29 protein-coding genes, 3 tRNA genes and 1 pseudogene are annotated in these 25,742 nt (G+C 38.7%); 23 read left to right on the forward strand and 10 right to left on the reverse strand.

The genetic code is table 11. The features are described 5' to 3' along the window. Both E7204_RS00850 and E7204_RS00855 read left to right on the forward strand, forming a co-directional pair. Positions 1-4,379: pseudogene (locus E7204_RS00850) on the forward strand (hypothetical protein); the annotation flags it as partial. Positions 4,380-4,891: 512 nt separating this feature from the next. Beyond that, entirely contained in the window at positions 4,892-8,941 is a 4,050-nt protein-coding gene (locus E7204_RS00855; RefSeq protein ID WP_295180672.1) for an S-layer homology domain-containing protein, read from the forward strand. A 279-nt stretch (positions 8,942-9,220) separates the two neighbouring features. On the opposite strand, the gene E7204_RS00860 is transcribed toward E7204_RS00855, so the two are convergent. From E7204_RS00860 to E7204_RS00870, 3 genes are all read right to left on the reverse strand, one after another. After that, positions 9,221-10,738, reverse strand: coding sequence for an RNA-binding domain-containing protein (locus tag E7204_RS00860; RefSeq protein ID WP_295180673.1), 1,518 nt, complete (start codon positions 10,736-10,738; stop codon positions 9,221-9,223). A gap of 257 nt (positions 10,739-10,995) precedes the next feature. Next, on the reverse strand, positions 10,996-11,439 hold the full coding sequence (locus E7204_RS00865) for a helix-turn-helix transcriptional regulator (RefSeq protein ID WP_295180675.1): 444 nt from the start codon (positions 11,437-11,439) through the stop codon (positions 10,996-10,998). A gap of 267 nt (positions 11,440-11,706) precedes the next feature. Next, positions 11,707-12,777 (reverse strand): site-specific integrase, encoded by a 1,071-nt coding sequence (locus tag E7204_RS00870; protein WP_295180677.1) that lies wholly within the window; start codon positions 12,775-12,777, stop codon positions 11,707-11,709. Positions 12,778-13,000: 223 nt separating this feature from the next. Here E7204_RS00870 and E7204_RS00875 point away from each other — a divergent pair, with 223 nt between their 5' ends. Then, positions 13,001-13,207 (forward strand): hypothetical protein, encoded by a 207-nt coding sequence (locus E7204_RS00875; protein ID WP_295180679.1) that lies wholly within the window; start codon positions 13,001-13,003, stop codon positions 13,205-13,207. 3 nt (positions 13,208-13,210) lie between these two features. Here E7204_RS00875 and E7204_RS00880 read toward each other — a convergent pair whose 3' ends face one another. The 5 genes from E7204_RS00880 to E7204_RS00900 form a co-directional block, all read right to left on the reverse strand. Next, on the reverse strand, positions 13,211-14,302 hold the full coding sequence (locus tag E7204_RS00880) for a hypothetical protein (RefSeq protein ID WP_295180681.1): 1,092 nt from the start codon (positions 14,300-14,302) through the stop codon (positions 13,211-13,213). A 570-nt stretch (positions 14,303-14,872) separates the two neighbouring features. Continuing rightward, positions 14,873-15,274 carry a hypothetical protein gene (locus E7204_RS00885; RefSeq protein ID WP_295180683.1) on the reverse strand — a complete coding sequence of 134 codons (402 nt, stop codon included), beginning with the start codon at positions 15,272-15,274 and terminating at the stop codon, positions 14,873-14,875. A 17-nt stretch (positions 15,275-15,291) separates the two neighbouring features. After that, complete coding sequence (locus E7204_RS00890) at positions 15,292-15,546, reverse strand: hypothetical protein (RefSeq protein ID WP_295180685.1); 255 nt, start codon at positions 15,544-15,546, stop codon at positions 15,292-15,294. Between the two features lie 2 nt (positions 15,547-15,548). Next, entirely contained in the window at positions 15,549-15,770 is a 222-nt protein-coding gene (locus tag E7204_RS00895) for an ImmA/IrrE family metallo-endopeptidase (protein WP_295180687.1), read from the reverse strand. Next, complete coding sequence (locus E7204_RS00900; protein WP_295180689.1) at positions 15,767-16,156, reverse strand: helix-turn-helix transcriptional regulator; 390 nt, start codon at positions 16,154-16,156, stop codon at positions 15,767-15,769. The genes E7204_RS00895 and E7204_RS00900 overlap by 4 nt, the downstream gene beginning before the upstream one ends. Positions 16,157-16,306: 150 nt before the next feature. Here E7204_RS00900 and E7204_RS00905 point away from each other — a divergent pair, with 150 nt between their 5' ends. Both E7204_RS00905 and E7204_RS00910 read left to right on the forward strand, forming a co-directional pair. Continuing rightward, positions 16,307-16,531: a DUF739 family protein gene (locus E7204_RS00905; RefSeq protein WP_295180691.1), complete on the forward strand. Its 225-nt coding sequence runs from the start codon at positions 16,307-16,309 to the stop codon at positions 16,529-16,531. A 137-nt stretch (positions 16,532-16,668) separates the two neighbouring features. Then, positions 16,669-16,881, forward strand: a complete 213-nt coding sequence (locus tag E7204_RS00910; RefSeq protein WP_127008352.1) for a hypothetical protein — start codon at positions 16,669-16,671, stop codon at positions 16,879-16,881. Here the strand turns inward: E7204_RS00910 and E7204_RS00915 are convergent. Beyond that, positions 16,878-17,303: a hypothetical protein gene (locus E7204_RS00915; RefSeq protein WP_295180695.1), complete on the reverse strand. Its 426-nt coding sequence runs from the start codon at positions 17,301-17,303 to the stop codon at positions 16,878-16,880. The genes E7204_RS00910 and E7204_RS00915 overlap by 4 nt on opposite strands. Before the next feature lie 69 nt (positions 17,304-17,372). Here E7204_RS00915 and E7204_RS00920 point away from each other — a divergent pair, with 69 nt between their 5' ends. From E7204_RS00920 to E7204_RS00935, 4 genes are all read left to right on the forward strand, one after another. Continuing rightward, positions 17,373-17,672, forward strand: coding sequence for a helix-turn-helix domain-containing protein (locus E7204_RS00920; RefSeq protein ID WP_295180697.1), 300 nt, complete (start codon positions 17,373-17,375; stop codon positions 17,670-17,672). A 175-nt stretch (positions 17,673-17,847) separates the two neighbouring features. After that, positions 17,848-18,120 (forward strand): hypothetical protein, encoded by a 273-nt coding sequence (locus E7204_RS00925; protein ID WP_295180699.1) that lies wholly within the window; start codon positions 17,848-17,850, stop codon positions 18,118-18,120. Between the two features lie 12 nt (positions 18,121-18,132). Further along, positions 18,133-18,351 (forward strand): hypothetical protein, encoded by a 219-nt coding sequence (locus E7204_RS00930; RefSeq protein ID WP_021840616.1) that lies wholly within the window; start codon positions 18,133-18,135, stop codon positions 18,349-18,351. Between the two features lie 2 nt (positions 18,352-18,353). Next, positions 18,354-18,524, forward strand: a complete 171-nt coding sequence (locus E7204_RS00935; RefSeq protein WP_295180703.1) for a hypothetical protein — start codon at positions 18,354-18,356, stop codon at positions 18,522-18,524. Here E7204_RS00935 and E7204_RS00940 read toward each other — a convergent pair. After that, entirely contained in the window at positions 18,521-18,682 is a 162-nt protein-coding gene (locus E7204_RS00940) for a hypothetical protein (RefSeq protein WP_295180705.1), read from the reverse strand. The two genes, E7204_RS00935 and E7204_RS00940, sit on opposite strands and share 4 nt — an antisense overlap. Positions 18,683-18,734: 52 nt before the next feature. Here E7204_RS00940 and E7204_RS00945 point away from each other — a divergent pair, with 52 nt between their 5' ends. The 14 genes from E7204_RS00945 (at position 18,735) to E7204_RS01005 (ending at position 25,686) form a co-directional block, all read left to right on the forward strand. Further along, positions 18,735-18,884 (forward strand): hypothetical protein, encoded by a 150-nt coding sequence (locus tag E7204_RS00945; protein ID WP_295180707.1) that lies wholly within the window; start codon positions 18,735-18,737, stop codon positions 18,882-18,884. A 125-nt stretch (positions 18,885-19,009) separates the two neighbouring features. Further along, positions 19,010-19,945, forward strand: a complete 936-nt coding sequence (locus E7204_RS00950) for a lambda-exonuclease family protein (protein ID WP_295180708.1) — start codon at positions 19,010-19,012, stop codon at positions 19,943-19,945. Between the two features lie 14 nt (positions 19,946-19,959). Continuing rightward, complete coding sequence (locus E7204_RS00955) at positions 19,960-20,835, forward strand: recombinase RecT (protein WP_295180709.1); 876 nt, start codon at positions 19,960-19,962, stop codon at positions 20,833-20,835. Positions 20,836-20,902: 67 nt separating this feature from the next. Further along, positions 20,903-21,808, forward strand: coding sequence for a Lin1244/Lin1753 domain-containing protein (locus tag E7204_RS00960; RefSeq protein WP_295180711.1), 906 nt, complete (start codon positions 20,903-20,905; stop codon positions 21,806-21,808). 61 nt (positions 21,809-21,869) lie between these two features. Then, positions 21,870-22,397: an ATP-binding protein gene (locus E7204_RS00965; protein ID WP_295180713.1), complete on the forward strand. Its 528-nt coding sequence runs from the start codon at positions 21,870-21,872 to the stop codon at positions 22,395-22,397. Then, positions 22,394-22,786, forward strand: a complete 393-nt coding sequence (gene ssb, locus E7204_RS00970; protein ID WP_295180715.1) for a single-stranded DNA-binding protein — start codon at positions 22,394-22,396, stop codon at positions 22,784-22,786. The genes E7204_RS00965 and ssb overlap by 4 nt, the downstream gene beginning before the upstream one ends. A 15-nt stretch (positions 22,787-22,801) precedes the next feature. Continuing rightward, positions 22,802-23,533 carry a phage antirepressor KilAC domain-containing protein gene (locus tag E7204_RS00975; RefSeq protein ID WP_295180717.1) on the forward strand — a complete coding sequence of 244 codons (732 nt, stop codon included), beginning with the start codon at positions 22,802-22,804 and terminating at the stop codon, positions 23,531-23,533. Beyond that, the gene (locus tag E7204_RS00980) at positions 23,533-23,895 is read left to right on the forward strand and encodes a hypothetical protein (RefSeq protein WP_295180719.1); all 363 of its coding nucleotides are present in this window, start codon (positions 23,533-23,535) and stop codon (positions 23,893-23,895) included. The genes E7204_RS00975 and E7204_RS00980 overlap by 1 nt, the downstream gene beginning before the upstream one ends. 201 nt (positions 23,896-24,096) lie before the next feature. Then, positions 24,097-24,354 carry a hypothetical protein gene (locus tag E7204_RS00985; RefSeq protein WP_295180721.1) on the forward strand — a complete coding sequence of 86 codons (258 nt, stop codon included), beginning with the start codon at positions 24,097-24,099 and terminating at the stop codon, positions 24,352-24,354. Between the two features lie 26 nt (positions 24,355-24,380). Next, positions 24,381-24,602, forward strand: a complete 222-nt coding sequence (locus E7204_RS09600; protein WP_366483383.1) for a DUF3310 domain-containing protein — start codon at positions 24,381-24,383, stop codon at positions 24,600-24,602. A gap of 272 nt (positions 24,603-24,874) precedes the next feature. Next, complete coding sequence (locus E7204_RS00990; RefSeq protein ID WP_295180723.1) at positions 24,875-25,333, forward strand: hypothetical protein; 459 nt, start codon at positions 24,875-24,877, stop codon at positions 25,331-25,333. Positions 25,334-25,441: 108 nt separating this feature from the next. Then, positions 25,442-25,530, forward strand: a tRNA-Ser gene (locus tag E7204_RS00995). 3 nt (positions 25,531-25,533) lie between these two features. Continuing rightward, a tRNA-Asn gene (locus E7204_RS01000) sits at positions 25,534-25,608 on the forward strand. Between the two features lie 3 nt (positions 25,609-25,611). After that, a tRNA-Ile gene (locus E7204_RS01005) sits at positions 25,612-25,686 on the forward strand. Positions 25,687-25,742 lie beyond the last annotated feature (56 nt).

The raw sequence follows: 25,742 nt of genomic DNA on the forward strand, positions 1-25,742 counted from the left end.
CAGCGGGCACTCAAGTTAATAATTTGGCAGGTACTCCAATCGATCGTATTACCGTAGGTGGGGCTACCGTAGCAACACTTGATGACGGTATGAAATACGGCGGTGACTTCGGTACGGTTTCCAACGTGAAATTAAATAACCAAGTTGACGTTAAAGGTGAAGCAACAACAGAAGCGAACCTTACTACCGGCAACATCGGCGTTGTATCCGGTCAAGCCGGCAATAACGGTCTTTTAACCGTAAAATTAAATAAAGATATTAACTTAGGTGAAAACGGCTCTGTAACTACCGGCAACACTGTTATTAATAACAGCGGTTTAACCATCACTAATGGTCCGTCTGTTACTTCCGGCGGTATCAATGCCGGCGGTAAAAAGATTACCAATGTGGCTACCGGTACAGATGGTGCTGATGCGGTTAACGTAGCTCAGTTAGAAGATAGAATCAGCAAGATTACGATTGGTGAATCCAAAACAACTGAAATCACTGTTGAAGGTGGTACCGCGGCACCGACTAATGGAACCTATGCGGGTAACAACTTGCAGGTGAAAGCAGGAACTACGGAAAATGGTTCACCAACCTATGATGTGAAACTTGCCGATAAGATTACTTTAGGTGAAGCAGCAGATAGTGAAGCGGGCACAACCGGTACTGATGGTTCGATTACGTTGAACGGTGCAAACGGTTCCTCCGTAGCTGTTAATGGTGCTGACGGTTCCGTTACCGCTAAAGGTACTGACGGTTCTGCAGTGGCTATCAACGGCTCCAACGGATCTATCGTACTCAACACCGGTTCCGGTTCCCCTGTAACTATTCAAGCAGGCACCAGTGCCAATAACTTAGCCGGTACTTCCGTTGACCGTATCTCTGTAGGCGACCAGACGGTTGCCACCATGAGCGATGGTTTGAAATATGCAGGCGATGACGGCCAGACTGATACCACTAAAGTTATTGCTAAGACACTTAATGAACAATTAGATATCGTTGGTGGTGCTGAAGGCGAATTGACTGATAAAAATATTGGCGTAAACAATGTTAACGGCCAGTTAAAAGTTCAGTTAGTCAAAGATCTCAAATTAGGTACTACCGGTTCCGTAAGCGTTGGTACGGCAGTTTTGGGTAACCAAACTGTAACCACAGCCGGCGGTGTATCTCAAACAGGTACCTACTTAACAGGTTTAGAAAACACAGCTTGGGATACGTCGAATCCGGATATCGTAACGGGTCGTGCAGCCACTGAAGATCAGTTAAAAGCTGTTAATGAGAAGGTTAACTCCATTTCGTCAGGTATCGGTGCTTTCGGTTTGACCGATAACGATGGTAACGCAGTTACACAAAACCTTGGCGAAAACATCAAAATTGCCGGTGATGGTAATATAACAACTACAGCTGATGCTGACGGTAAGAAGCTTACCGTAGGCCTGAGCAATGAACTTTCCGTTGGTAAAGCCGGCACAGATGGTACCGATGGTAAGATTGGCGTTAACGGTAAAGATGGTTCTGCCGTAGTTATTAATGGTGCAGACGGTTCTATCGGCTTAACCGGTCCTGCCGGAGCTGACGGAACGCAGCCGACAGTTACTATTGCAGCCGGTGGTAGCGTTAATAACGTAGAGGGCACTTCTGTTGACCGTATTACTGCAGGCGGTCAGACTATCGCTACTATGAGTGACGGTCAGAAGTATGCCGGTGATAATGCTAAGGAAGATGGCACTAACGTCATCGCTAAGAAACTCAATGAACAGCTTGATATCGTTGGTGGTGCTGATGCCGATAAATTGACTGAAAACAACATTGGTGTAAATAATGTCAATGGTCAGTTAAAAGTCCAGTTGGTGAAAGACCTCGACTTGGGCGACACCGGATCTGTTAAGATGGGCAACACCGTAGTGAATAACGGCGGCATGACCATTGGTACAGGAGATACAGCCGTAAGTCTTACTGATGGAGGTCTCAACAATGGCGGCAATAAAATTACCAATGTTGGAGCAGGCACTGCCGATACAGATGCTGTAAATTACGGACAGTTGAAAGCAGCAGCTACGGCAGTCACCGTTGAAGGTGGTACAGAAGCAGGTACTGCAGGTAATTATACAGGCAACAACTTGAAACTTACTTCCACAACCGTAGACGATAAGACAACGTATGACCTCAAATTAGCAGATAAGATTACATTAGGTAGTGCTGCAGATAGTGATGCAGGAACAACTGGTACAGACAGCTCTGTGACTATAAATGGCGCTGATGGTTCTTCTGTTGCTATTAATGGTGCTGACGGTTCTATTGCTTTGAATACAGCTGACGGTTCGCCGGTAACTATCAAAGCCGGTACTGCAGCTAACGATGTAAACGGTAATTCTATTGACCGCATTACAGCCGGTGGTGCCACGATTGCAACGCTTGATGATGGCATGAAGTACACTGGTGACTCCGGTTCTGCCGCTGTTAAGTTGAACAAAACTGTCAACATTGTTGGTGGCGAAACTGATGCTTCTAAATTATCTACGAGTAATAACATCGGTATTGTAGCCGCTAAAGATGGTGACAATGCTAAATTAACGGTTCAATTGGCTAAAGATATTACCGGCTTGAATACAGTAACAGCGGGCGATGCTACTATCGGCAATCAGACTGAAACTACAGCTGGCGGTGAAGCTCAAACAGGCAGCTATGTGACAGGTTTAGACAACACAACTTGGAATGTAACAAATCCTGATATCGTAACAGGTCGTGCGGCGACTGAAGATCAGCTCAAAACTGTAAGCGATGCAGTTAAAGCAGTTTCTGACGGTACCAGTGAAAATGCAACCGGTGGTTTCGGCTTAACTGACGATAAAGGTAAGGCTGTTAAACAAGACCTCGGTAAGACGATTCAGATTGCCGGTGACGGTCAGAACATTACAACTACAGCTGATGCTGCAAACAGTAAGATTACTGTGGCATTAAGCAACGATCTTTCCATCGGCACGAAAGGTGCTGACGGTGTAGACGGTAAGGTTGGCGTTAACGGTGCCAACGGTTCGTCCGTAGTTATCAACGGCGCTGACGGCTCTATCGGCTTAACCGGCCCTGCGGGTGAAGACGGTGCAGCCGCTCCAACCGCTACTATTGCAGCGGGCACTCAAGTTAATAACTTGGCAGGTACTTCAATTGACCGTATTACGGTAGGTGGTGCTACAGTAGCAACACTTGATGACGGTATGAAATACGGCGGTGACTTCGGTACTGTATCCAAGGTTAAATTGAATAATCAAGTTAACGTAAAAGGCGAAGCAACGTCTGAAGCTAACCTTACTACAGGTAACATTGGTGTCGTATCTAGCCAGGACGGCGATAATGGTTTGTTAACAGTTAAACTCAATAAAGATATTAACTTAGGTTCTACCGGTTCCGTGACTGTAGGGAATACCGTAGTTAATAACATCGGTATGACTATCGGTAGTGGCGATACAGCCGTAAGCCTCACTAACAGCGGTCTTAACAATGGCGGTAATCAGATTACTAAAGTAGGCAGCGGTTCTGATGGCGTTGATGCTGAAGGTAACCCAACTTACAATACTGACACTAACGGAGCTAACATCGGTGATGTTAAAAATATCACTGAAACGGCTAAGTCCGATTTGACTGATAAAGGTATGGACTTCACAGCTGACAGTGGTGAAAAAGTACATCGTGACTTGGGTGAAGCTCTGGGTATCGTAGGTGACGGTCAGAACATCACGACTACAGCTGATGCTGAAAATGGTAAAATTACTATCGGCCTAAGCAACGATCTTTCCATCGGTACCAAGGGGGCTGACGGTAAAGACGGCGTAGACGGTTCGATTGGCGTCAACGGTAAAGATGGCTCCTCTGTAGTTATCAACGGCACTGACGGAATTTCCGTTAAAGGTGCTGACGGTAAAGACGGCGTAACAATTACCGGTAAAGACGGTGTTGATGGCGTAGACGGCGCCGAAGGTCACATTGGCCTTAACGGCAAAGACGGCATGACCGACATCTATACGACTCCGGGTCAACCTGGTGTAAACGGGAAAGATGGCGAAACCATGACACGTATTATTTACACTGATCCTAACGGTGCAAATCATGAAGTGGCGACCCTTGACGACGGCATGAAGTATACCGGCGATACCGGTTCGGCAGCTGTTAAGTTGAACAAAACTGTCAACATTGTTGGCGGTCAAACCGATGCATCCAAATTATCTACAGATGCTAATATCGGTGTTGTAGCATCTCAAGATGGTGACAATGCTAAGTTAACGGTTCAGTTAGCGAAAGACATTACCGGTTTGAATACGGTAACAGCGGCAAGGCTACCATCGGTAATCAGACTGAAACTACAGCCGGCGGCGAAGCACAAACAGGCAGCTATGTAACCGGTTTAGAAAACATTGAATGGAATGTATCCAACCCTGATATCGTAAGCGGTCGTGCAGCTACAGAAGATCAGCTCAAAACTGTAAGCGATGCAATTACCGACGGTACCAGTGAAAATGCAACCGGTGGTTTCGGCTTAACTGACGATAGCGGTACTGCTGTTAAACAAGACCTTGGTAAGACAATCCAGATTGCCGGTGACGGTCAGAATATTACGACTACAGCTGATGCTGAAAATGGTAAGATTACTGTAGGTTTAGGCAACGATCTCTCCATCGGTACGAAAGGTGCTGACGGCACCAATGGCGTAGATGGTAAGATTGGCGTTAACGGTGCTAACGGTTCGTCCGTAGTTATCAACGGTGCTGACGGTTCTATCGGCTTAACAGGTCCTGCCGGTGCAGACGGAACTCCTGGTACTACTGTAAATATTAAAGTAGGCCCAAGTGTTGACGATGTAAATGGTGACCCTGTTGATTGTATTATCGTTGGCGACGAAACTGTTGCCACTATGAGTGATGGTCAGAAGTATGCCGGTGATAATGCTAAGGAAGATGGCACTAATGTCATTGCTAAGAAACTTAACGAACAGCTCGATATCATTGGTGGTGCAGATGCCGATAAATTGACTGACAACAACATTGGTGTAAATAATGTTAACGGTCAGTTGAAAGTTCAATTGGCTCAGAATATTGACCTTGGTAAAGATGGTTCTGTAGCAACAGGTGCCACTGTAATGAACAATGATGGCATTACTATTACACCTGTAACCGGCGCAGGTACAGGTAATCCTGTAAGCTTAACCGGCACAGGTTTCAACAATGGCGGTAATAAGATTACTAACGTATCTGCAGGCACTGCAGATACTGATGCTGTAAATTACGGTCAGTTGAAAGCAGCTGCTACAGCAGTTACTGTTGAAGGCGGTACTCCAGCCGGTACTGATGGCAATTATGCAGGTACTAACTTGAAACTTACGGCGACGACTGTAGGTGATAAGACAACTTACGACTTGAAGTTAGCAGATAACCTCACAATCGGTGCGAAAGACGGCACTAACGGATCTATCGGTGTAAACGGTAGTGATGGCAACGTTATTACTATTGATGGTAACGATGGTATCTCCATTAAGGGTGCCGATGGTACAGACGGCGTAAGCATCACCGGCAAAGACGGTGTTGATGGCGTTGACGGCTTAGAAGGTCACATCGGCCTGAATGGCAAAGACGGCATGACTGATATCTACACAACTCCTGGCGATGCCGGTGTTAACGGTGCAGATGGCGATACCATGACTCGTATCATCTATACTGACCCTGAAGGTACTAACCATCAGGTAGCAACCCTCGATGACGGCATGAAGTATACCGGCGATACCGGTTCTGCCGCTGTTAAGTTGAATAAGACTGTCAATATTGTTGGCGGTGTAACTGATGCTACTAAATTATCGACAGACGATAATATCGGTATTGTGGCAGAACAAGCTGATGATAATGCTAAATTAACAGTTCGCTTGGCTAAAGATATTACCGGTTTGAATACCGTAGAAGCAGGCGATGCTGTAATCGGTAACCAAGGCGTTGCTACAGCCGGCGGTGTTGGTCAAGACGGTAGCTTTGTAACCGGATTGGATAATACCGAATGGAATGTATCCAACCCTGATATCGTAAGCGGTCGTGCAGCGACTGAAGATCAGCTCAAAACTGTAAGCGATGCAGTTAAAGCAGTTTCCGATGGCACCAGCGAAAATGCAACCGGTGGTTTTGGCTTAACTGACGACAACGGCGATGCTGTTAAACAAGATCTCGGTAAGTCCATTCAGATTGCCGGTGACGGTCAAAACATTACAACTACAGCGGATGCTAAAAACGGTAAGATTACTGTAGGCTTATCCGATAATCTCTCTATTGGTGCTAAAGACGGTACTAACGGTTCTATCGGCGTTAACGGCAGTGACGGCAATAGCGTAGCTATCGATGGCAACGACGGTATCTCCATTAAAGGTGAAAACGGTAAAGCCGGCGTTACTATCAGCGGTAAAGATGGTGTAGATGGCGTTGACGGCTTAGAAGGTCACATCGGCCTCAACGGTAAAGACGGCATGACTGACATCTACACAACTCCTGGTCAAGCCGGCGTAAATGGTCAACCTGGCGATACTATGACACGTATCATCTACACTGACCCTAATGGTCAAAATCATGAAGTGGCAACGCTTGATGATGGCATGAAATACGGTGGTGACTTCGGTACGACATCTGCTGTAAAACTTAACAACCAAGTTAATGTGAAAGGTAATGCAACCAACGAAGCTGACTTAACAGATGGTAACATCGGTGTCGTATCCAGCCAAGATGGGAATAATGGTCTCTTAACTGTTAAGTTGAACAAAGACCTCAACCTTGGCTCTACAGGTTCCGTAACTATGGGTAACACTGTTATCAATAACGGCGGTATCACTATTAATGGTGGTACTAACACTGTAACGCTTACTAATAGCGGCTTAAATAATGGTGGCAACCAGATTGTTAATGTAGCCAGCGGTATTGACGGCACTACGTATGATACCTCTATAAAAGGTCAGGAAAACTACAATAATGCAGCTAGTGTTGGTGATTTGAACAAAGCTGTCAATGATGTTACAAATGCTGATAATGGCGGCGGTTTCGTTTTAGGTGCTGACGACAGCAACACTGTAAAACAGAACTTAGGTGGCACTATCAACATCACCGGTGACGGCAATACGGTAACATCCGTTAAAGATGGCAAGATTGAAGTGGGCTTAAATAAAGATATTAATCTTGGCCAAGATGGATCCATTGCAGTAGGTAACACAACTATCAACAAAGACGGCGTTTCTACTGACAAGATTGTGATTAAAGACTCCGGCATTTCCATCGACAAAGGTGGTATCAATGCAGGCGGTACGCAAATCAAAGACTTAGCTAGTGGTTCTGACGGTATTGATGCTGACGGCAATCCAACATATGATACGGATGAGAATGCAGCTAATATCGGTGATGTTAAGAATATTGCTAATGCGGCAGCTGATGCAGCGAAAGCTCAGTCTGGTAAGAATATTACGGTTGACCCTGATACTAACAAAGTTAACTTGGACGACAATATTACTCTTGGTAGTGATACTGATGCATCCAAACAAGTCAATATTGACGGTGAAGGTGCAACGGTTACTGCCGGCCGTGGTGATAATCAGGTTAAATTGGATGGCTCTAAAGGGCAGGTTTCCGCAGGCGGTGCCGTTCTTGGTAACCAGGCAAATACAGCCGGCGACAGCAATCCGGCAACAGGTACTTACCTCACCGGTTTAAGCAACACTGCTTGGGATGGTAATAACATTCAGTCCGGTCGTGCCGCTACGGAAGATCAGTTGAAGACTGTTAGCGATAAAGTCAATAAAGGTCGTGTATTCCAGGGCGATGACGGTTCTGATAACGCAGTTACGGTAGGTCTCGGCGATACCTTGAAACTCAATGGCGGTGCTAATACATCCAGATTGTCTGATGGTAACATTGGCGTGGTAAGAAATAGTGCCGGTGACGGTCTTGATATTAAACTTTCTCAGAACTTAACGGGCTTAGAAAGTGTACAAACCGGCAATACGACTATTAATAACAGTGGTATCTCTATTAAGACAGTAGACAGCGATCGTACAATTACACTCCAGGATAGCAATATCAACATGGGTAACAATGTAGTGAGCGGTGTGGCTGACGGTACAGTTGCTCCGGGTTCCACCGAAGCTATCAACGGTAGTCAGTTAGCTCAACGTGACCAGGCAATCAATATGATTGGCGGTGCGGTTAACAAATTAGATGACCGTATCAACAAAGTTGGTGCCGGTGCGGCGGCTCTTGCAGCATTACATCCACAGGACTTCGATCCGGATGATAAATGGGATTTTGCATTCGGTTACGGTCACTATAATGGGGCTAACGCCGGTGCTCTCGGTGCCTTCTACAAACCAAATGAAGATACAACCTTCTCCGTAGGTGGTACTATCGGTGGTGGTGAAAACATGATCAACGCCGGTGTATCCTTCAAATTGGGTCAAGGTAACAACGTATCCAATTCTCGTGTAGGTATGGCTAAGGAAATCAGAAACCTTCGTGAAGACGTAGCTAAACTTGAAGAATTAGTAAATCGTCAGAGTCAAATGATTAATCAATTGACCGGCCAGAACCCTGGTACGATTGAGTCTAAAGGCAGTGAACTCTTCCCTGATGTTCCTTCGAATCATTGGGCTTACGAATATGTAACTAAACTTCATGACCTGGGCATCGTTGAAGGATATCCGGATGGCAACTTCGATGGTAACCGTATGATGACGCGTTATGAATTCGCAGCAGTTGTTTATCGTGCAATCATGGCAGGTGCAGCATCCAATGCAGCTCTTGCCGGTGATGATACATTAGATCGTTTGGCGAACGAATTCTCCGACGAACTCAAGTACATCCGCATCGACACTGTGAAGAAGGATAAAGACGGTAATCCGGTTATCCAACGTGTTCGTATCGTTCCTGAAAACAAGGATAAATACTAAGAGGGATTTACTCTTTGTGAAAATTTTGAAAACTGAATAGGGAAATTAAAAAGCGGCTGCTTTCGGGCAGCCGCTTTTTTGTTCTTACGAAAGTTTTAATAGTAGTATGATTAGCTTTTGAAACATGGGGCCGTAATAAAATATAGAGTTGGGATTATGTTCTTGCTGTGAAACCTTTTCATCTGGAGATTTTTCTGCGTAAATAAAAATGCAACCTGGAGATTAGTAACTATCTTCAAGTTGCATTTTTGCTTTTATAGGGAGGTTTGTTATAGAAATTTATTTTTTTGTAATACTTTTGAAATGATTTTTTGCATGCTCCGTAACCATTTCTAATGCTTTGATTAATTCTAGCTCGGATACGTTTCTTGCATAAGTCCTATTCCTATTACCGCCAAGTTTGCTAATTAATTTTTGTGTATATAATCTTTCTAATGCATCCCTAATTTGTGAATCAGTATATTGAGGTAATTTTTCTGAAATGTGCTTTTTTGTACAAGAAAATGTAGGTGAGTTACTAATTACGATATAGATATTTTTTTCTATTTCCGGTAAATCTAATGAATCGATGAGATGAGCAACCCATAATTTTAACTTGGTTTCTTCGATAGTCGAATCTATTTCCGGATATCTAAAATCATTTCTTTTAACAACATCTATAATTTTTTGGCTTCCACTTCCGGCTCTTTCAGCAGCCCCCATTTTTGTGAATAATGACATAAGCGTAGGGTTTCTGGATACAGAGCGGCTTCCACAGAAAAACTCTTCTTTGGTGATTTTCATTTTACCTGGATTTAAGAAGGTATAATATGGATTATGGACTTCAACAATAAGTGATGGTTGATTAGATAAATAATCAGCATGCACAATCATATTTACGAATGCTTCTCTGAGTGCTATAAGTAAATCACTAGGCGATTTTCTGGTTGTTTGGTTATCTAAGTCAAAATTTCTATCGATACTTATTTTTAATTTTTCCATTATTATTTCATAATAATTAAATAGGTTTAGATTTTCAAATTCTAGGTCTTCTGAATCAACTCTATCCCGCCAACGATCTGTAGAACCTCTTTTATCGAAATAGTCAACATGATAGGCTGGAATATAGGATTTTATGCTAGTAAGTTTTCCAAAGAAGAGCAGACCGGCTAAAGTAAGTTTGGGTTTTCCATCAGTTCTATCTAACACGAAGACGTCTAAATTATTTAGAAATGTATAAATATCTTGTGTGTCAAATTGTCTGGATGGTGCACGATTATGAAGTATGGTTTTATATTTGAGGATGGAGGACATATCAAGGTCGTCGATGGTAAAGTTATCAAGTAACTTCCGATCGAGCTCATGATTTGTATCTCTTAGGATACTTGATAATTCATCTCTACTAATTCTGTGATCGCCGGTTCCTTTTCTAACATAGGAGTTCTCTATACTATTATTTAAAAATATTGGTTTTTTATCAAAAGGTGCTTCTGGAATTTCACATACAATAATAGTTTTTGAATTATATTCTAGTGAAATAACCGAGTCAGGTGATTTAAATAGGTCTTGACTAACTTTAGCGCTTCGGGCTGTGGATATTATATCATCTATATATTTTTGTGGATTTTCAATTCCTATAACCTCAAACTTGGGAGCGTCGGTTATCCCTAATATAATTATTCCACCGTGTGTATTAGCGAAGGCGGAATATGTTTCCCAAAAATTTTTAGGTACGCCTTTATTGGCTGATTTTACTTCAAAGGTTGGACTCTCGCCGATTAATAATAAATTGTCTATATCTTGAACTGTAATATTCATTATTTCCTCGATGTTAAAAAATTCCTTTACTTAGAATAAATGTAAACAAACTTAAAGAGACACAAATAAACACAAATAAACACAAATAAATATAAAAATAAAAAGCTTTAAAATCTCGAGTATATCTGGGAAGTTGGAAGATTTATTATTTTAGAACTCAAATAAAACCCCGATAAAGTACAAATAAGCCCCGATAAATAATATGCATTATGTGGACCGAATTAACTTTTAGCATATTACCAAAATGGGATAGGGTATTATTTAGAGAGACTTCTAGCTAAGCGTATAGAAGCTTCCAGTGATATTTTTAAAAGTTCTCTAGCTTCATCGTCCATTTTTTTATTTCCATTATAAAAATTTATGAATTCCTTATCTTCAAGTTCATCAAGTAACATTTGTAGTTGTTTTTGTATATCTCTTTTGCCATTCTTGGTGGGGGCTGATTTAGTAATATCTATAAGTTTGTCGGTAAAGCGGGGATCTAGATCAGCTTTTGAACAATTTAAGGCATCAGCTAATTTTTGAACATTAGTTGCATTTGGAGTCGAGCGCATTGCAAAATATCCGGAAATCGTTGATGCTGGAATACCGGTTAGTTTTGATAATTCATTTTGTGTGATATTTGGGGTATACTTCTTTAGATTTTCCGAAATTTGCTTCCTAAGTCCCTTTTCAAATTCATTGAGCGCGTTTCTAGGCATACGAGTCACTCCTTTCTTTAATTATATTTTAACGAATAAAGTCGTTATTTACAAGGGAAAAGAATGAAAACGAGAAAAAACGTTTTATTAATTTATGGCGTATATATAATGACTTTTATGGAGGAAATTCTTTTACTATAAATCTCTTATCTTCATTGGCGAATACCCCAAGATGTGGTAACATAATATAATATTATGAGAATTATCAAGATATACGGCTTTAATATTACGTTTCTTATATTAATCGGCAAAAATTCGTCAAAAAAATTATCCAAAAATATTAGCAACATCATTAGCTGCTTTAATTCTCATTTCATCTGTGTAATGCAGATAATTGTTGATTACTGTTTGGACTGTATCTCCTAATAAGGCTGCGACCGTTTTTATATCAACTCCGTTAGCTATTAATTTTGTTGCGTATGTATGTCTTAGGTCATGGAATGATTTGCCTTTTACATAACGTTTGATATTTTGGTTTATTAGCTTGGTTTGTGACGTTTTTTGTATAAATAGGAGTTGCATGTCGTTGACAGGGGATAACGGGGCATATAGAGCCAATATGGCACTTAAAATAGGTGGTATAGGTATAGTGCGCCTGCTATTAGTCGTTTTTGTATCTTGTAATTTATATTTATTTTTGTCGTATTGAGCTAATTGCCGTCTTACGGTTAATGTATTATTGGTTAGATCTATATCGGTCCATGAGAGTCCTATAACCTCACCATAACGTAACCCACAATAATAACCTATACAACACTGATAATAAAATTCAGGGCGCTTTTCTTTTAAATTTGATAGTAATAAATCAATCTCGGCGTCAGTATATACTTTGAGTACTTTTTTTGTTTTGTTCTTTTTAATTTTGACATCCTCTAATGGATTATTGGCAATGATATTGTAAGGTTTTATTGCATAGCCTAAAATTGTTTTTATCAATGTTTGATATAAAATTTTGGTAGCGGTAGAGGATTTTGAGGCTGTAAATTTTTGAGATAGTTGCAATGATGTTATATCTTGTAAAGGTAAATCTGCTATATCATCTACAAATTTTACAGCGTTATCTATAGCTTGTAGTGTATTATAGGTAAGCCTGTCCTTATTATTGCTTTTGTAGATATCTGTAAATTGTTTTAAGGTAATCCCTTTGTAGTCAGTATTAAGTTCTGGCTCTTTTTTTATTTGTTCTATTAGATCGTTAGCATAGTTTTTAGCTTCCCATTTTTGATTAAAACCTTGCTTAGATTTTTGGCGCCATTTACCAGATGACGTTTTATAGCTAACAATTACTTGCCAACCGTTGTCCTTTTTGCGTAAGGTTGTATTGTATTTTATCGGCATAAAAAAATCACGCTCCTTGTTAGTTAATAAGGTATGACAAACTAACCTAGAGCGTGTTATAATTTAATTATTGTAGATATGGCGCTCTAAGTGCTGTATTGGTGTCCCTCATCTGTTGGCGCAGGTGGGGGATTTTTCTATAAAAAATTAAATAAATTTTGTTAGAATTAAAAATTTTTATGGTATATAATGAAGTAAAGAGTAAAACATAAAAGGAGGGAGTATGATGACAGCAGTAACTGTGAATACATATATTGCTAAAGTAGTTATTATTTGTATATTGTCTGTTATTTTATTAATTCCTGGTTTGGTTTTTGAATCTATTAATATATATTACAATGAAATTTTTATAAATGGACCAATAGCAATATTAGTGTCATCCATAATTGTTATAAAATATGTGAAAATAAAAGTATCGCAAAGAGGCTAAATATTAAGCCTCTTTTTTGTTTTCGGATTTATTTTCATCTGTATTTTCTGTTTTAGGTTCATTTGGTAATGTAACATTGAGTTTATCAATAGACTCAATCATTTTTTTAAATTCCGCTTTTTCTGGTTCTGATGCTAAAATTTTATCAATTATAGGATTTATATCATTATTTTCATTAGTGGGGGCATTGAATTTTGCTGAAAAAGTTATTCCTTTAGTAGGGGACATAGTGAATTCCATTTCTCCGCCCTGCTTTTTTGCAGTGGCATAAGCATTATATAAAAAAACAAAACCACCTATGAGAGCAATGAAAGATAATCCGGTAATATATTCAATGGGACCAGGAGATTGAACATTTATTTTAATTTTGGCTTCTTCTGCATCCTTAATAATATCTGCAGGAAGCTGAGCAAGTTTTGCAATATTTTCGAAACCATATAATAAAGGACGAATATCAGAAAGAGACACTTCGTCAGTTGTATTCACTCTAAATGTTATATGAGCTTTATTGCTTTCTACATACACACTAGATAAGGAACGATTTATATAACTTTTAGAGTCCGAAACATTAGTTATTACGTGATGCGAGTAAATAGCTTTATATAAGTAAGGGTCTAATTTATCCCGGCTAATAGTTTTTAGCCATCTTACCTTTCTACGCTTAATATAGGGGCATTTGTCGTCTTGATCATCAGTGGCGTTTAAAGTCGCAATTTCTACATCAGAAACTATTTTACCGAAAGTTATATATTGCGAGTTTAGGCTTGGAATTAATACAATATCATTAACATTCATCTCTAAAATAAAACGTTTTAATTGATTAATAATTAAGCCTGGCTTTATAGACTTAGTATCATCAAGTTCAGCTGATGTTTTTATTTTTTCTATCAAAGCTTTTTTATATACGGGATCTTTTTCAGATTTTTCTATTAAATTAGGATCAGTAATTTCGTTAAATCCAACCGCTATATATCCTTCATTTTTAAATTCCTCGTAATATTCTCCGGCATTAGTTCGTACAAACCAATAACTTCGCTCATCAATATAATCGACCTCGAAGCAAATATCTTTATTTATGGAAAAAGTGTCAGTCATATGTGGTTCCTTTTTGTTTTTACAGTATTTAATATATGAAACTAAAAATGCCCACTCAATTGAGTAGGCATTTATTTGTACTATCAAGTAGTACACAACATATTATTGGTGACTTATTGTCACCTCATGCCTACATTATAATAGAGATATTATATGATTACAATATTATTTAAACATAACCTTGAGTTCTTCTAAACCATTTGGAATACCGGCACATTGAGCTAGGTTTTACCGTCAGCTGCAGTTACCGAGGAATTCTCGGTAACTGCTTTTTTATCTAGTTCATTATCTGAAAAAATATTCTTATACAACATGATAGTAAAAATTTATCTCCAACATTTTTACAAAAATAGAGGAGTTAAAAATTTATCTCCAACATTTTAGAAAAAATGCTATATATTTCCCTTTGCGCTTCTTTAAGTCTTCAATTATATTGACGACAAAATCAATATAATCTCTAGACATATCTTATTAATATCTCGTTTATACTACAGAAATTAAGTCCCATTCATCCTTAGTTACAATATCTACGCCGCAAATTTCACTAATTCAGCTAAAATCCTTTACTCTTTAAATCAAATTAACCAATAACAAAACAATCGACCAAAAGATAATGCTAATAGCTATGTTAATCATAACTTGTGTATAGTCGATTCGCTCCCAATTTTTCACCCAAGAGGGGTGAATTTCAATGCCTTCACGATTTAATTTTTCTCTTAAATCAGTATTATGTTTTTTTGCAATATCTTCAAATGCATTAAAAGAAGAGTTGTCGGTCGGAAGAAAGTCTGATTCGGTATAAATAGGCGGTTTATAGCCAATAATAGCATAACCTAATGGGCGAGTTAGAACATTTCCGTAGGAGAAGTGTTTTTCAGCTTTCCAAGGGAGATATAATAGACATCCTAAGATTGATAATAGCATTAATATGATTACCACTTTACTTCTTTTTCTTGTAAATTTTATATTCATAAGAAATCCTCGATTTTTTATAAAAAATATGAGTCATATTTTTCTTGTAATTTTTCAACTGCTTTTCTCATTGACCTTTTGGCTATATATTGAAAAAAGAAGGCACCACCAGTACAAATTAAAGCAATTAAAAAACCTTTTATCGACCCTGAAAGAGATGTGTTAGTTAATCCAGATGCTAAGAGTCCGAATAAAAATCCCACAATATATATACCTATGCCCATTTCTTGTGCCGAAGAAAGAATAGTATGTTTTTCATCTGCATTTATCATAATTAGTACCCCGTTTCATGCCTCATACGCTCTAATAAATCTGCCTGTATTTCAGTATCAAAATCATTGCCTTCAATATGTGTAACTTCATGAATGAACGATTTGCGTTGTTCTGCAATCGACAAGCGTGAATTTAATAATATAGTGTAAGAGCCATCTTCATTAAGTCGTGTATATCCTCCTACACTATAAGGTAAATCAACTAAGTGTATAAAAAAATTCAATCCTCGAAACCTCTTTCCTTGCGTAGTAATGATTTTGTAATATTTATTACGCTCTCCATATCTTCTTTAGATAGACTCCGTTTTGCGTCTAACAATAATCGCAATTCGGGGTCATTTTTTATTTCATTAGCTAATTGAGCTACTTCAGGATCTTCATAGTAACCTTTTGATTCTTCGTTGCTTATATCATCATAACCCATTAGCCATGCAGGGCTTACATTTAGAGCCTTAGCTATAATAGCAATTTTATCTTGTTTAGGGCTATATTTGTCATTTAGCCAGTCAGATATAGATGATGCTCTAATGGATGTCATAGTAGATAAGTCTGATTGAGTTATTCCGCGATTAAGCATGGTTTCTTTAAGTTTTTTGCTAAATGAATTCATAATATTAACTCCTTTCTTACTCTTATTATATACGGAAAAACGAATAAAATGCAATATAAATAATAAAAAAGTTACGGTAAACCGTTGACATTTATTTTTGAGTGGTGTATTATTTAGTTACGGAAAGCCGTAAAGAAAGGATGTGGTGCAATGGATGAAAAATTTGACTATTCTTATTTACGGGGATTTATTAAAGAACATTATGGTAGTAATCTTGAATTTGCAAGATTTTTGGGTATTGGAACAACAGCATTATATGAAAGATTAGCTAATAAAGTGCCGTTTACTCAAACAGAAATTCATAAAGTGGCAACTGAATCGTTAGCAAGAAAGTTGACACCGACTGAGGTTGATTTAATTTTTTTTAAACAATAAAACGGTTTTCCGTAAAACTTTACTTAAATAACTTTAAGGAATGTATAGGAATAGAGGTGATTATATGGAATGTAGGACATATAGCGTTGAGGATGTTGCTAAGATTTTAGGAATATCAACGAAAAGGAGGTGAAAGGATGGATAGATTAGATAAAGTATTAATTGCGTTGAAAGAAGTGTATGGTTATAAATTTACAGATAAGCGAGCTAAATGGGCTAGATATTTGCTCCGTAAAAATAACAGAACCATATATGAAAAAGATATAGAGGAATGGATTTTAGTTAGAAAAGATGCTCCAACAATTCCAGACCTCTATAAGTTATCAAAATCTGTAGAGCCTAATAATTAATCTTCAGGTAGTGAAGAAAGCTCTAGGCTTGATAAAGCTAAATTTTTTGCGGCTCTAACTTTTGCTGATACAGGACTCCAAGTCGTATCGACACTAATTGTTTGAACGTTTTTTTCAAGAAAATGTTTGTACATCTTAAAGTCATTTATGAGTTTTTCTGCCTCTTCTAATATGGCTATATCTTGATATTGATATTTACCAGGGTCAAAGTTAGCAGCCATGACTGAAGACAAGATTTCAAGAAGTGTAAAGTCTGGATCATAATGACTTGCCATTTCGATTATTTTAGTGGATTTCTTTTCAGTATCTCCGAGTGGTAGATGGGCGTCCCATGACAACATAGCTTTTTCTAAAGTTTCGCAGATAGCTAAAAGCTTAGTTGCCCAATGATTGATGTACTTCATTGATTTATCGATTTCCATTACAATCACCTCCTTTCAAGGTGATTATAACATGAATTAGGATGTGTAAAAACAAAAAGAGGTGATGACATGGAATGCAGAACATATAGCGTTGAGGATGTTGCAAAAATTTTAGGTATATCCACAAAGTCAGTATACGACATGGCACAACGGAGAGTTATTCATCGATTGCCGAATGTACCAAAAGTTAAATTTGCACAGAAAGAAATTGATGCCTTATGTGGAATTAAAGATGAGTTTAATGCTCATAACTTTAGGCTCATTAAAAATGAAAATGAGCAGCTAAAAGATGAAAATCAAAGATTAAAAGATTTGATTAAGAAGGCAACAGCAGAGTTATTGCTTATGAGTTCTGCAATTATTGAATAGAAAGGATGAATCCATTGAACGATAAACAAAAAGAGTTATATGAAGTAAGTAAAACATTGGTTGAATATTTAAGAAAAAACGAAACGCCTATGACTACAGCAATAGTCACAGGCGCTGGTGTGGAACTTGTTAGCACAGAAGTGCATGTTCCTTTCCGGGGTAGGAGGTGAATAATATGCGAATGACCGCGAAAGGAAGAGCTGAATACTTCTTGGCAAAGGCTGACAGCGCCTTGAAGTGGCAAGGCAACAAATTATACGACTATTGGTCAAAAGTCATCAGCGAAGCCCTGCGCAATGATAAGAACGAGGCGTGTTTAGAAATTCGAGGCACAGGCATAACAATGAGTGATGCTTATGAGGCGATAGGGTTACTTGTTACAGTAGGGTTTTATGTACACCGGCAAATAGATGCAGAAGGGCATTTATTGTATTTGGTTGAGTGGTAGGAGGTGAGAAGTATGAACACACAAGCAAGTGTAAAAGAGGCTGCCGGCATTCTTGGAATTAGCGAGCAAGCTGTAAGAATCGGCTTGCAACGTGGCAAGTTTGATATATTCGGTCGTGCCATTGACATGACAGGCAAGGGAAAACGGTTCAAATATGTCATATTTCGGGCGCCATTGCTTAAGTTTGTGAACGGTGATTGGACTGTTCAAGAAATCGGGAAGGAGGGGTAAAAATGGACGAAAAGAAAAGTCGTAATGATAACAACTGGGGCGCAAGGTTTGAAATTAATGTAGAAGTCTCGATTGAATCTTTAGAACCTGATGAACTCGAACGATGGGTTGAACGGTTAGCGAAAATACAAAAAGAGTACAGCTGCAACTGCACTCTTTCTGTTAAAAGCTAAAGAGATTGACTATTTAACTCTTTGAGCTTTTTATAAATGGCCTCTACGTATACAGGTAATGCCTCTGGTGAAGGATTTTGTCCTGCTGCTGAAGCACTAGCAACCACTTTGGTCGCGGCTTCAAGGGCCATTGTTAGTAAATTTGAATTGCTAATCATTATAATCACCTCCCTTCTAAGGTGATTATAACATGAATTAGGAGGTGCAAAAATGAATAACCTTGATACCGCTTTGGGAGCGTTAGGGCTTGAAATGATTAAAGCCTTTCAACGTTACCCGGAATTACTTAAAGAATTTGAAGTTTGGAAGGCGTCTCAGAAAGGAGGTGAGAATGATGAGCGTAACGGGGTTATTAGTTAAGAGTTTCGCACTCGGTATGGCGTTTATGGCGTTCTAAAAGGCAAAAAAAGAGCCCTCAACCATGGCCGTGGTTAAAGGGCTACCAAAACAATTTCTATTATTAGTATAACACAGGAGAATCATAAATGATATACAAAAAGGTTTTTGATGCAAAAAAAGCTACAAAAGAAGATTGGTTGCGATTCAGAAAAACCGGTATTGGTGGCAGTGATATGGCTGCAATTATGGGGCTTAGTAAATGGAAATCGCCATTAGATATTTGGCTTGAAAAGACGACTGATGAAGTTAATGAAGAAGAATCACGCTTTATGTATTGGGGGAATAAATTAGAAGCATTGGTTGCTGAGGAGTTTGCTGTTCGCACTGGATATAGTGTCCGTAACAATAACTACACATTGCAATCCATAGAGTATCCGTTTTTATTAGCTAATATTGACCGTGATATTGTAGGAATTGATGCGGGTCTTGAATGTAAAACGGCAAATGCATTTAAACGTGATGAATGGGAAGGCGATCAAGTACCGGATGCATACTATATCCAATGTCAGCACTATATGGCGGTTACAGGGTATTCCTCTTGGTGGATTGCTTGCTTATGCGGTGGTAATGAGTTCTTTTACAAGGAAATCCCAAGAAATGAAGACGTTATTACAGCCATTATTGATACGGCTCGAGAATTTTGGAACATGGTTGAACAGCGTATTATGCCGGCGGTAGATGATTCCGAACGCTGTAATAAATTACTTAAAGAAATGCATAAAACTAGCAATGGTAAAACGATTGATTTACCGGATACAGCAACAATTTTTATTGAACAGTACAAGTCAGCCGATAAAGCTGAAAAAGAAGCAAAGGCGTTAAAAACGGAAGCGCAAAGTCAATTATTTAGTTTGCTCGGTGATAATGAGCAAGGATTTGTAGATACGTATACCGTTAATTGGACGCAGGTGGCAGGACGAAAAACGTTTGATAAAAAGCGTTTTGAGACAGACTATCCGCAATTAGCAAAAGAGTACACAGTACAAGGTGAACCTACAAGAAGATTCAGCATTAAGGGATAAAGGAGAATACAATTATGGCATCAACGAGCGGCATCACGTTAAAAAATAACAGTCTTAAACCATCAACTAAAGAACCGGTAACATTAAGCAGTATGTTAGCATCTGAGGATGTTAAAAAACGTTTTAATGAATTACTGGGGAAAAAATCACCCGGCTTTATCACCAGTTTATTGTCAGTGGCCAACAATAACAAACTGTTAGCCAAAGCAGACCCCAAGACAATTGTTGCAGCCGGTGCCATGGCGGCTGCCTTAGACTTACCGATTAACCAAAATTTAGGATATGCCTATATTGTTCCGTATGGCGGTGAAGCACAGTTTCAAATGGGGTATAAGGGGTATATTCAGCTCGCTATGCGAACCGGCCAATATAAGACGATTAACGCTTGTGAAGTATATGAAGGCGAAATTGTTAACGAAAACCGTTTCACCGGTGAGTTTGAATTTGGTGATCGTACCGGTGATGAGATTATCGGTTATATGGCATACTTTAAGCTTATTAATGGCTTTGAAAAGTATATTTTTATGAATATGAAAGACATGCAAGCGCATGCTCGTAAGTATAGCAAAAACTATAAAGGGGGTACGGATAAATGGGGCATTGCAGATTTTCATAGTATGGCGATTAAAACGGTACTTAAACGCTTAATCAGTAAATATGGCATCTTATCAATCGAAATGCAAGCGGGATTAACAATGGCAATGGAAACAGACGGCGGAATTATTAAAGACAATGACGGTAGATTAGAAGCCGACTTTGACACGATTGAAGTAGAGGGTACCTATGTTCATTCAGAAACAGGTGAGGTTATTGAAGATGCCTATGCTTCCAATGAGTTAACTGATGAAGAAAAAGCCGCTATTATTGCAGCTGAACAAGAAGAATCATAATAATATTTGGTATGGTATACGGTAAGTTGCTTTTATAGTGACTTACCGATATCCAAAAGGAGATTATATGAGTAGACCCCGAAAACCGGGCATTCGGTATTTTCCTTTGGATACGGATTTCTTTGAAAATAAAAAGGTAAGGAGACTTACTAGAGCATTCGGAGCAATTGCCGCCTCCGTACTAGTCAACCTGCTATGTACTATCTACAAAGATAAAGGGTATTACATGCGGTGGGATGATGAGACGCTGGCTTTTCTGGCTGATGAACTTGGTCTTAAAGTTGGCACTGTGCGAGAGATTGTCGTGAAGGCGATTCAAGTGGGATTCTTCGATGCGAATATGGCGAATCTATTTGGTACTGATGAGATGAAGTCCAAAGGAGATTACAACGGCATACTTACTTCAATTGCGATTCAAGAGCAGTACTTTGATACATGCAAACAATCAAAAAGAAGTGAGGTATGTTATGACGCAAGATTTCTGCTCATTTCTATGAAACCGTATGAAAAAATAGTTAACTCTGGAGAAAACTCAATTAACTCCGGAGAAAATGAAGTTAACTCCGGAGAAAGTACACAAAGGAAAGTAAAGGAAAGTAAAGAATATACTACTACTTTTACCAGTGAAGATTTGAAATTATTTTTTCAAAATTATATTGAAAACGGATTCGGTGCTATATCCGGATTGTCTAAAGAGATATTGATTGATGATGCCAATACGTATGGTATAGCTTGGTGTAATGCAGCTATGGAAATTGCTGTTTCATGTAATAAAAGAATGTGGGCCTATGTAAGAGCCATATTGAAACGATGGAATAGTCAATATAATTTGTCAGAAAAACCATGGGAGGTGGAAGCAAGTGGAACATGTAAGCAAAGTCACGCACAATTTAAAAAAGATGTGCGAGCAGTATCATCAAGTGGCAATGGAACGGGAGCGGTTGACTGGACAAACGACCCCGACCATTTCTAAGCCGATAAATTGGGAGTATTACGGCATATATAAACGATTTCGACATGTTGAGATAGCAACTATGGATGTAGCCACTGACAATGCAATTGCCTTTGAAGTTATTAAAGACTATGCCAGTCATATTGTAGACAATCTTAATCAAGGATTGGGGCTTATTATTAAAGGTCCTGTTGGAACCGGAAAGACTACGGCTGCGATTGCCATTATGAAAGAAGCTATTAAGCATAAAAAAAGTCCCTATTTTATCTCTATGATTTCGCTTCTCGATAAATTGATGAGTTTTAGAGATCAAGAAGAGCGATATGAATTTGAGCAACGCATTCAAAATTGTCCGTTATTGGTCTTAGATGATTTGGGCGGCGAATATATCGGCAAAAATAAGGAAGATAGCTGGATGCTTAAGCGTATTATGTCAATTATTGCCGAACGGTATCAGCGGTCAAAATCGATAATTATTACAACTAATTTACCAATTAAAGAGTTAGCGGCGCGATATGATCAACGGGTAATTGATAGAATCCGTAGCACAAATCAAATCATAACATTGCTTGGTGATAGTTTGCGAAAAGAAGAATGGAGAAAATTATGAATTCAGTGCAGATATTAGGTAATTTAGCGCGGGACCCGGAAGTGCGCTTTACTAAAACCGGTAGAGCCGTAGCATCCTTTACAGTGGCTGCGACAAACACATATTTTGATTCCACTACCAATGAGCAGAAAGAACAAACAGCATTCATAAACTGTGTAGCTTGGGGTAAATTAGGGGAAGCAGCTGGTAACCTACGTAAAGGGAGTCGTTGTTTTGTTGAAGGTCGTTTGAATACCCGTTCTTATGAAACGCAGGATGGGCAAAAGCGCTATGTAACTGAAGTAGTAGCTAACTTTGTTGGAGTATCTTTGAATGCTCCGATAAGTGAAGCATCTAATTTTGATAGCTTTGAACGTACAGACAGTGCTGAAGAAAAAATACCGTTTTAGGAAATGGGTGATACTATGATGGATTTAATAGCCGTTAATGTTACAGAGGAAGACAAGCAAATAGTAAGTGGTAGAGATTTGCATATGTTTTTGGAAATCGGAACGCAATATACAAAATGGTTTGAAAGAATGTGTGAATACGGTTTTAGTGAAAATGTTGACTTTAGAGCTGTTAGTCAAAAAAGACTAACAGCTCAAGGTAACGAATCTACCTTTATTGATCATGAACTGACTATCGATATGGCGAAGCAATTATGTATGTTAGCTCGAAATGATAAAGGTAAGCAAGCACGAGAGTATTTTATTCAAATTGAACGGGATTGGAATAGTCCAGAAAAAGTCATGGGGCGAGCGTTAAAAATTGCGAATAATGTAATTAACAATCAGAAAATAACGATTGCACAACAAAATCAGCAACTACAAGAACTACAGCCAAAGGCTACTTATTATGATTTGGTATTGCAGAATACTAGTTTATTAAGTATCACTCAAATTGCTAAGGATTTTGGATTGAGTGCTAGACGATTAAATCAAATCCTAAAAGATAAGGGTGTGCAATACAAGCAATCGGACCAATGGTTTTTATATCAGAAATATGCTGATAAAGGATACACTTCTAGTAAAACTACAGCATTAGATGCGGAACGCAGTGTAATGCATACATATTGGACGCAAAAAGGGCGGCTTTTTATTTATGAACTACTGAAAAGTATGAATATATTACCTTTGATTGAGCAGGTGGCATGATGAATAGTAGAGAAAAAGGCAAAAAAGGTGAACGTGAATTTGCTTCATTGTGCCGTGATAAAGGATTTTCAAAAGTTCGCCGTACACAGCAGTATTGCGGTAATACAGGTGAAGCAGCTGATGTTGTTGGCTTACCGGGTGTACATGCTGAAGTTAAGCGTGTTGAAAATCTAAAAATATACAATGCGATTGAGCAAGCAAAAAGAGATTCTCAAAAGTCTGGGCGTGTACCAGTGGTATTTCATAGACGTAATAATCATGAATGGTTAGCAACAATGACTGCGGATGCATGGTTTGAAATGTATCGAGAAAGCGAATTACTGAATAGCAATGATAGGGAGAATGATGATGCTACGAAATGACTTAAAAAAAGGGTTGTTAAATTATTTATACAGCATTGGCGGTCGATTTATTGCTCGTGATTATGGTGGAGAATTGTATTTATATGACGAAAAGCCAGAGAGATCTATGCTTTCATTTATGGCACAAAATTATTCAAGTTAAGAATATAAAGGAAAGGGTGCAAACAGAAATTGAGAGGAAAAAGGAATGAGGTTAAAACTATGCATACACGAATGACCATGCAACGGCTACAAGCAACTAGAGAAACAATAGAGAGTATTCTCTTTAATTTGGGCGAAATTAGAACATTTTTAAATGAGTTAAATTTTGATTTTGCAAGATTAAGAAGTGATAGCAATGGTAGATTTATGATTTCATATGAGCCTTTGGAGGGTGAATTTATATTGTTAAGACATCAAATAAAAACGGTGGAGAAAATTATTGATGACGAAATAAAGGATAGAACAAAGAAGGGGTAAATTATCAAAATAAGGCTAATGTAGACATGGTTCATAGCCCTAGTCATTACAAATTAAGAGGCTTAGACATTGAGAGTGTGGATGTGATTAGATCCGTATTAAGTGACGAGGAGTATTGTGGTTGGTGCAAAGGCAATGCTTTAAAGTACCTATTTAGGGCAGGCAAAAAAGATAATGAGGTGCAGGACCTTAGTAAGTGTGGTGTATATCTTAATTGGTTTGTAGATAAATTAAAAGGCGAGGTTTAATTATGACAGTTACAGGTTTAATGTTTGTATTTTTGTTTGGGTTAATAATAGGGATATTATTTGGTTTAGCTTATATCGTTTGGAGGGATTAATATAGACTTAAACAAAATTAAAGATGAGGCAGTTAAGCGAATATGCAACGAGGAGAATAGACTAGAGATTGTTATCAAGATAATAAAGCTAGTGTGTAAGCTTGGTGGATTTAAGATAATGCAACGCATTAGCTTAGAGGATAAAAAGAGCGGTAGGCGTTATGATTAGGAGATGGTTGATTGACTGCGATGGAATGTTTAGAACGGATTAGGGATATGCAGATAGAGCTACGTAAGCTAGAGCGTGACATAAAAGAGTTAAGAGCAAAACTGTACTCTTTAAAGGCTATTGACTATGTTAAAGAGCATATCAGTGGCGGGACCCCGAAAGATTTAGGTGACCAAATAGCTCATTTTAATGCAAGGTTAAAATTTGTGCAGAATAAATGGGCAAGATTTGTACGATATAGTGACTTTGTTGATAGTATGATAAATCAAATAGAATCTTGTCAGTTGCGAGCGTTATTACACGAGCGATATATAAACGGAGGTAGTTGGGAGCAAGTTGCTGAGGTAGTAGGTGTGTCTAGGCAATGGATAGACCGTCGGATGCACAGGCTGGCAATTAAAGAATTTGAAAAAATTTTTAAAAACAGTTTACAAGAGTTTACAGCAGTTTACAACGAATGTGTTGTATAATGTAAGCTGTAGAAAGAAGCTTAAAGGCTTTTAGTTTTACACTTGCTCCTCAAAATTATACCTAGACACAAAATGCAAGAAGGCACCTGAAAGGGTGCTTTTTTACATGGAAGAGTACCCAAGTGGATTAAGGGAGCTGTCTTGAAAACAGCGAGACGTTTAAACGTGCGTGGGTTCGAATCCTACCTCTTCCGCCACATTGCCTAGTAGCACAACGGTAGTTCAGTCGGCTGTTAACCGACCGGTTATAGGTTCGAATCCTATCTAGGCAGCCACATGGATCTTTAGCTCAGTGGTAGAGCACTCGGCTCATAACCGAATGGTCGTAGGTCCGAATCCTACAGGATCCACCAGTAAGCCGAGGATGTAACATCGTTTCATTCTGCGATGTAAGAGGGCTTTTGCCTGC

The organism is Veillonella sp., assembly GCF_015058545.1.
Lineage (GTDB): Bacteria > Bacillota > Negativicutes > Veillonellales > Veillonellaceae > Veillonella_A.